Annotated in this window: 5 protein-coding genes; 4 read left to right on the top strand and 1 reads right to left on the bottom strand. The window is 41.5% G+C overall.

Annotated elements, in window-relative coordinates; genetic code table 11:
- A partial coding sequence (locus CXF78_RS13050) for a radical SAM protein (RefSeq protein ID WP_374702291.1) occupies positions 1-485 on the top strand: 485 nt, incomplete at its 5' end.
- A 197-nt stretch (positions 486-682) separates the two neighbouring features.
- Here CXF78_RS13050 and CXF78_RS13045 read toward each other — a convergent pair.
- Positions 683-1,603, bottom strand: coding sequence for a LysR family transcriptional regulator (locus CXF78_RS13045; RefSeq protein ID WP_011637444.1), 921 nt, complete (start codon positions 1,601-1,603; stop codon positions 683-685).
- A gap of 504 nt (positions 1,604-2,107) precedes the next feature.
- On the opposite strand from CXF78_RS13045, the gene CXF78_RS13040 reads away from it, so the two are divergent.
- The 3 genes from CXF78_RS13040 to CXF78_RS13030 all read left to right on the top strand — a co-directional run.
- Positions 2,108-2,749: a peroxiredoxin gene (locus tag CXF78_RS13040; protein ID WP_102037043.1), complete on the top strand. Its 642-nt coding sequence runs from the start codon at positions 2,108-2,110 to the stop codon at positions 2,747-2,749.
- Positions 2,750-2,805: 56 nt separating this feature from the next.
- Complete coding sequence (locus CXF78_RS13035) at positions 2,806-3,675, top strand: MBL fold metallo-hydrolase (RefSeq protein WP_102037042.1); 870 nt, start codon at positions 2,806-2,808, stop codon at positions 3,673-3,675.
- Between the two features lie 14 nt (positions 3,676-3,689).
- Positions 3,690-4,377 (top strand): sulfite exporter TauE/SafE family protein (locus CXF78_RS13030; protein WP_102037041.1); only part of this gene is annotated, 688 nt, incomplete at its 3' end.

Genomic DNA, 4,377 nt, shown 5'->3' with positions numbered 1-4,377 from the left:
CTTTTATTATTGAGCTTTTTAGTGCGATAAAGTCCTCAGAACATTTATCGCATCTAAGTTGCATGCTCGACACCAATGGCAGCTTGAGCTCAACAGGTTGGCATAAGCTACTGCCATTTTTAGATGGCGCAATGGTTGATTTAAAAGCATGGCAACAAGATACCCATCATTACATCACAGGGCGTGATAACCAGCCGGTATTTACGTCAATCGAGTTACTGACTCAGCACAATAAATTGTATGAAGTAAGACTGTTACACATTCCCGGCATCACGGATTATGAGAATGATGTTGACGCCCTGGGCGGGTATTTATCCAACCTCCCCACAGAGACTCGGGTGAAGTTAAATGCGTTTCATCATCATGGTGTTAAAGGCATAGGCTCTACATGGCCACAATGTACTCAAGCGGATATAGCGCGTTTAGCAAATCAACTTACTCAGCGAGGAGTAACCAATATCGTCTTACCGTCGCTGTACATCTAATCTCTGTATATCTAATCGCTATATTTAGCACCTATATTTAGCGTCTATCGGTAACTTCTATAGGTAACATCTATAGGTAACATCTATAGGTAACTGAGGTTGAATAAATGGCTAACACGGCTTTGCTTCGATTTAATGCTAAATAAATCCGATGATAAAGTACCATTTAATCAATACATAAAATCGTATTGGTGCGGTTAACGACTACAAAGCAATATTTGTTCATACAGCCAGCGATGAGCAGGATCGTTCATACTTTGCCGATGCCACACAAGGCTATAAGCAACTTTGCCATAATCGATCGGTAACGGTTTGATCAGTAATCCTTGGGCTTGCTTGGCTATTGAGGCCCAGTGGCGCGAACAGGTAAATAGCAGTTCACTGTGATGGCACATTAACGCTGCGCTGCCAAAGTCAGGTACCGAAATCGGTATCGCCCGTTTTTTTGATTGCTGTGCCAGTAAAATATCAAAAAATGGTGTGCTCAAATCAGTATCTGTTATGCCGATATGGCTGAAATTTAAGTAGTCATCAAGGCTAATAGTCTGCTGTGAAGCCAATGGATGGCTAGCACTCATTAGGCAGACCATTTCATCGTTGATTAAGGTTTCCCAGACTAAGTCTTCATCGATATTGGTTGGTTGGCTTAAGTCATGTGGCAAAAGAATAAAATCCAACGAACCCTTTACTAAGCCGTCAAAGCCGATGTTGTCTTTATTGTAAATATCGATATGGATATTGGGCGCTAAGTTGAGAATATGAGCCGTTAATGTGGCGGCTAATAACTCAAATGTGCTTTCGCGCATCGCCAGCGAAAAGCTACCTTGATAATGTTGTGGCTTGAATACATCCTGGTTCATGATCTGATTCATATCATTAATCATCTGCTTAACACTTGGGCCTAGTCGTCGTGCTAATGCAGTGGCGATGAGTGAATTGCCATGACGATAGAATAATTCATCATGCAAACTTTCTCTTAGCTGACTTAAGGTTTTACTCACCGACGATGGGCTTAGACATAACCGTTCAGCACAGGCTGTGACACTGAGGGTTTCAAGCATCACATGCAAAGTGATCAAGTGTTTCATACTGATACGTGAAAGCTTGGCCAATTCCATTGCGATTTACTCTTTATAAGTCATGTATTTGTTTACGAAAATATAAACCTAAATCACTTTGCGGTATACGCTTCACAAGCATAATCAAGACCCGCTTCACATTGCTAACGGTTAAATATAATTTTTACCGAAATCAGCTCTGTTTTTTTATTCATCTAATGTGGCTTTATGCACAGACTTGTTGATTACACGCTCAAAAACCTTACTAGTAACACCAATATTGCTTAGTCGGTTTAGTGATTGTGACAGTTAACGTGGTCATTTTTGTCTTTTGTGCCATTTATGACACGGACAAAACATGACTTATAGTGTGGCTCATGTAAAAAGCTATCTAGCAACTAATCACGAAATGATTTTTTATTTTAAAATCAAATGCTTAAATTGAATCAGGTTGTTTATTATCATCTAACCGATATTGGCCTAGCTATTGCTATTATTAAGTATGCTTGCAATCTATTTTACAGATTAACGCTAACTTAACTTAATCATTATTGGAGTAATAACATGACTGACTCTATTGTTTCTTTCCCGCAATTAAACCGCCCAGCCCCTGCGTTTAATGCAAAAACAACACATGGCATGCGTTCACTTACAGATTATAAAGGCAAGTGGCTAGTGTTGTTCTCTCATCCTGCAGATTTTACCCCTGTTTGTACTACTGAGTTTATTGGGTTTGCTCAACGAGCTGAAGAATTTGCTCACATCAACACAGAATTATTAGGTTTATCCATCGACAGTGTTCATTCTCACATCGCTTGGGTACGTAACATTGAAGAAAACTTTGGCGTTGACATTACCTTCCCGATTATTTCCGACTTATCAATGGAAGTGGCTAAAGCTTACGGCATGATCCAACCCGGTGCGAGCGACACATCTGCCGTTCGCGCAACCTTTATTATCGATCCCGAAGGTGTGTTACGAGCCATGGTGTATTATCCAATGAGTAATGGTCGTTCTATAGATGAATTTGTTCGATTAGTAAAAGCGCTGCAAACCAGTGATGCCAATGGCGTTGCGACTCCAGAAAACTGGCAACCTGGCGATGACGTTATAGTGCCACCGCCAGCAACTACTGCTGACGCTAAAGCACGATTATCCCAAGGCTACGATTACGTAGATTGGTATTTCAGTAAGAAGTCTCTTTAACACGTGGCAAGCTCAGGGACGCTTAGTCCCTGAGCACTATTTAACAGGAGCTTGTGATGATTTCAACATTTAGTGTCCATGAATTTTTAGATGAAGACAGTGAAACGTTCACTTATGTCGTTGCTGATAATACAACATCGTTTGCTGTCATTATTGACCCTGTTTTAGACTTTGATTATAAATCAGGTCGAACAGACACACGAAATGCTAATCGGGTTTTACATTGGATTGAACGTCAAGAGCTAACCGTAAAATGGATACTTGAAACCCATGCTCATGCCGATCATTTATCTGCTGCCAGTTATTTACGTGACAAAATTGGTGGCCAAATTGGTATTGGCGAGCACATCACCAAAGTACAACAGACCTTTAAAAAGGTATTTAACCTAGACGCTAGCTTCTTGCCTAACGGTAGCCAATTTGATCATCTATTTAAACATAATGAGCTGTTACAAGTCGGTAATATGACCATTCGTGTTATGCACACACCGGGTCACACTCCGGCTGATCTTGCTTATATTATTAATGAGCAGGCCGCCTTTGTTGGAGACACCATTTTTATGCCCGACGTGGGTACCGCCAGATGCGATTTCCCCGGTGGGGATGCCAATACTTTGTACGATTCAATTCAAACATTATTTACCCTACCAGAAAGCACTGATATCTATGTGTGTCATGACTACCCTACTGAAGGGCGCGGACATCAATTTAAAACTCAAGTTATCCAACAGAAACAGCACAATATCCATGTGAATGACACAATGATCAAATCTACTTTTGTGACGCTTCGTCAACAACGAGACGCCACATTGCCCATGCCCAGGCTGATATTGCCCGCGATTCAAATCAATATTCGCGCAGGGCAAATGCCTGCGCCTGAAGATAACGGCACTGTGTATTTAAAAATCCCAATTAACCTGCTTTAAGCTTAAGAGTAATCATGATGATACAAGCAATCATTGGCGCATTATTAATTGGTTTAGTGCTCAGTGTATTAGGGTCTGGTGGCTCCATTCTTACCGTTCCGGTGTTGCTTTACCTTATTGGAATGCAACCCCAATTAGCTATCGCTTCGTCATTGTGCATTGTGGGTGCCATCAGTTTAATCAGCAGTATGGGCTTTATTAAGCATAAAAAGGTCTCTTGGCCTCATGTGCTTTTGTTTGGTTTACCGGGCATGGCAGGCACCTATTTAGGCGCATGGCTAAGCAGCTTTTTTAGTAGCGACATACAACTTACTGTGTTTGTCATTTTGATGCTCATCGGCGCGGTGATGATGTGGCGAAATCAATCTAGCCGCTATAAAGCGGGCAAACTGAATATTGCTAAAATCTTGGCGCAAGGATTAGCGGTTGGGGTTGTCACCGGTTTTGTGGGTGTAGGTGGTGGTTTTTTAATTGTGCCTGCACTGGTGTTACTTGGCGGCATTGAAATGTCGCTGGCGATTGGTACCAGCTTACTGATTATTTCAATGAACTCACTGGTCGGTTTTGCTAAATATTACTCATTACTTTCAAGTAAAGGGTTTGAGTTCGATTGGTCGATTATTGCCATCATGATTGCTGGCGGACTTGTCGGCAGTATTGCCGGCCAATGGATAAACCAATATTTACCCAAAGCGGTTTTAC

Source organism: Shewanella sp. 11B5 (genome assembly GCF_002836795.1).
In the GTDB taxonomy this organism is placed as follows: Bacteria; Pseudomonadota; Gammaproteobacteria; order Enterobacterales; family Shewanellaceae; genus Shewanella; species Shewanella frigidimarina.
This window is presented reverse-complemented; position numbering and strand designations above follow the sequence as displayed.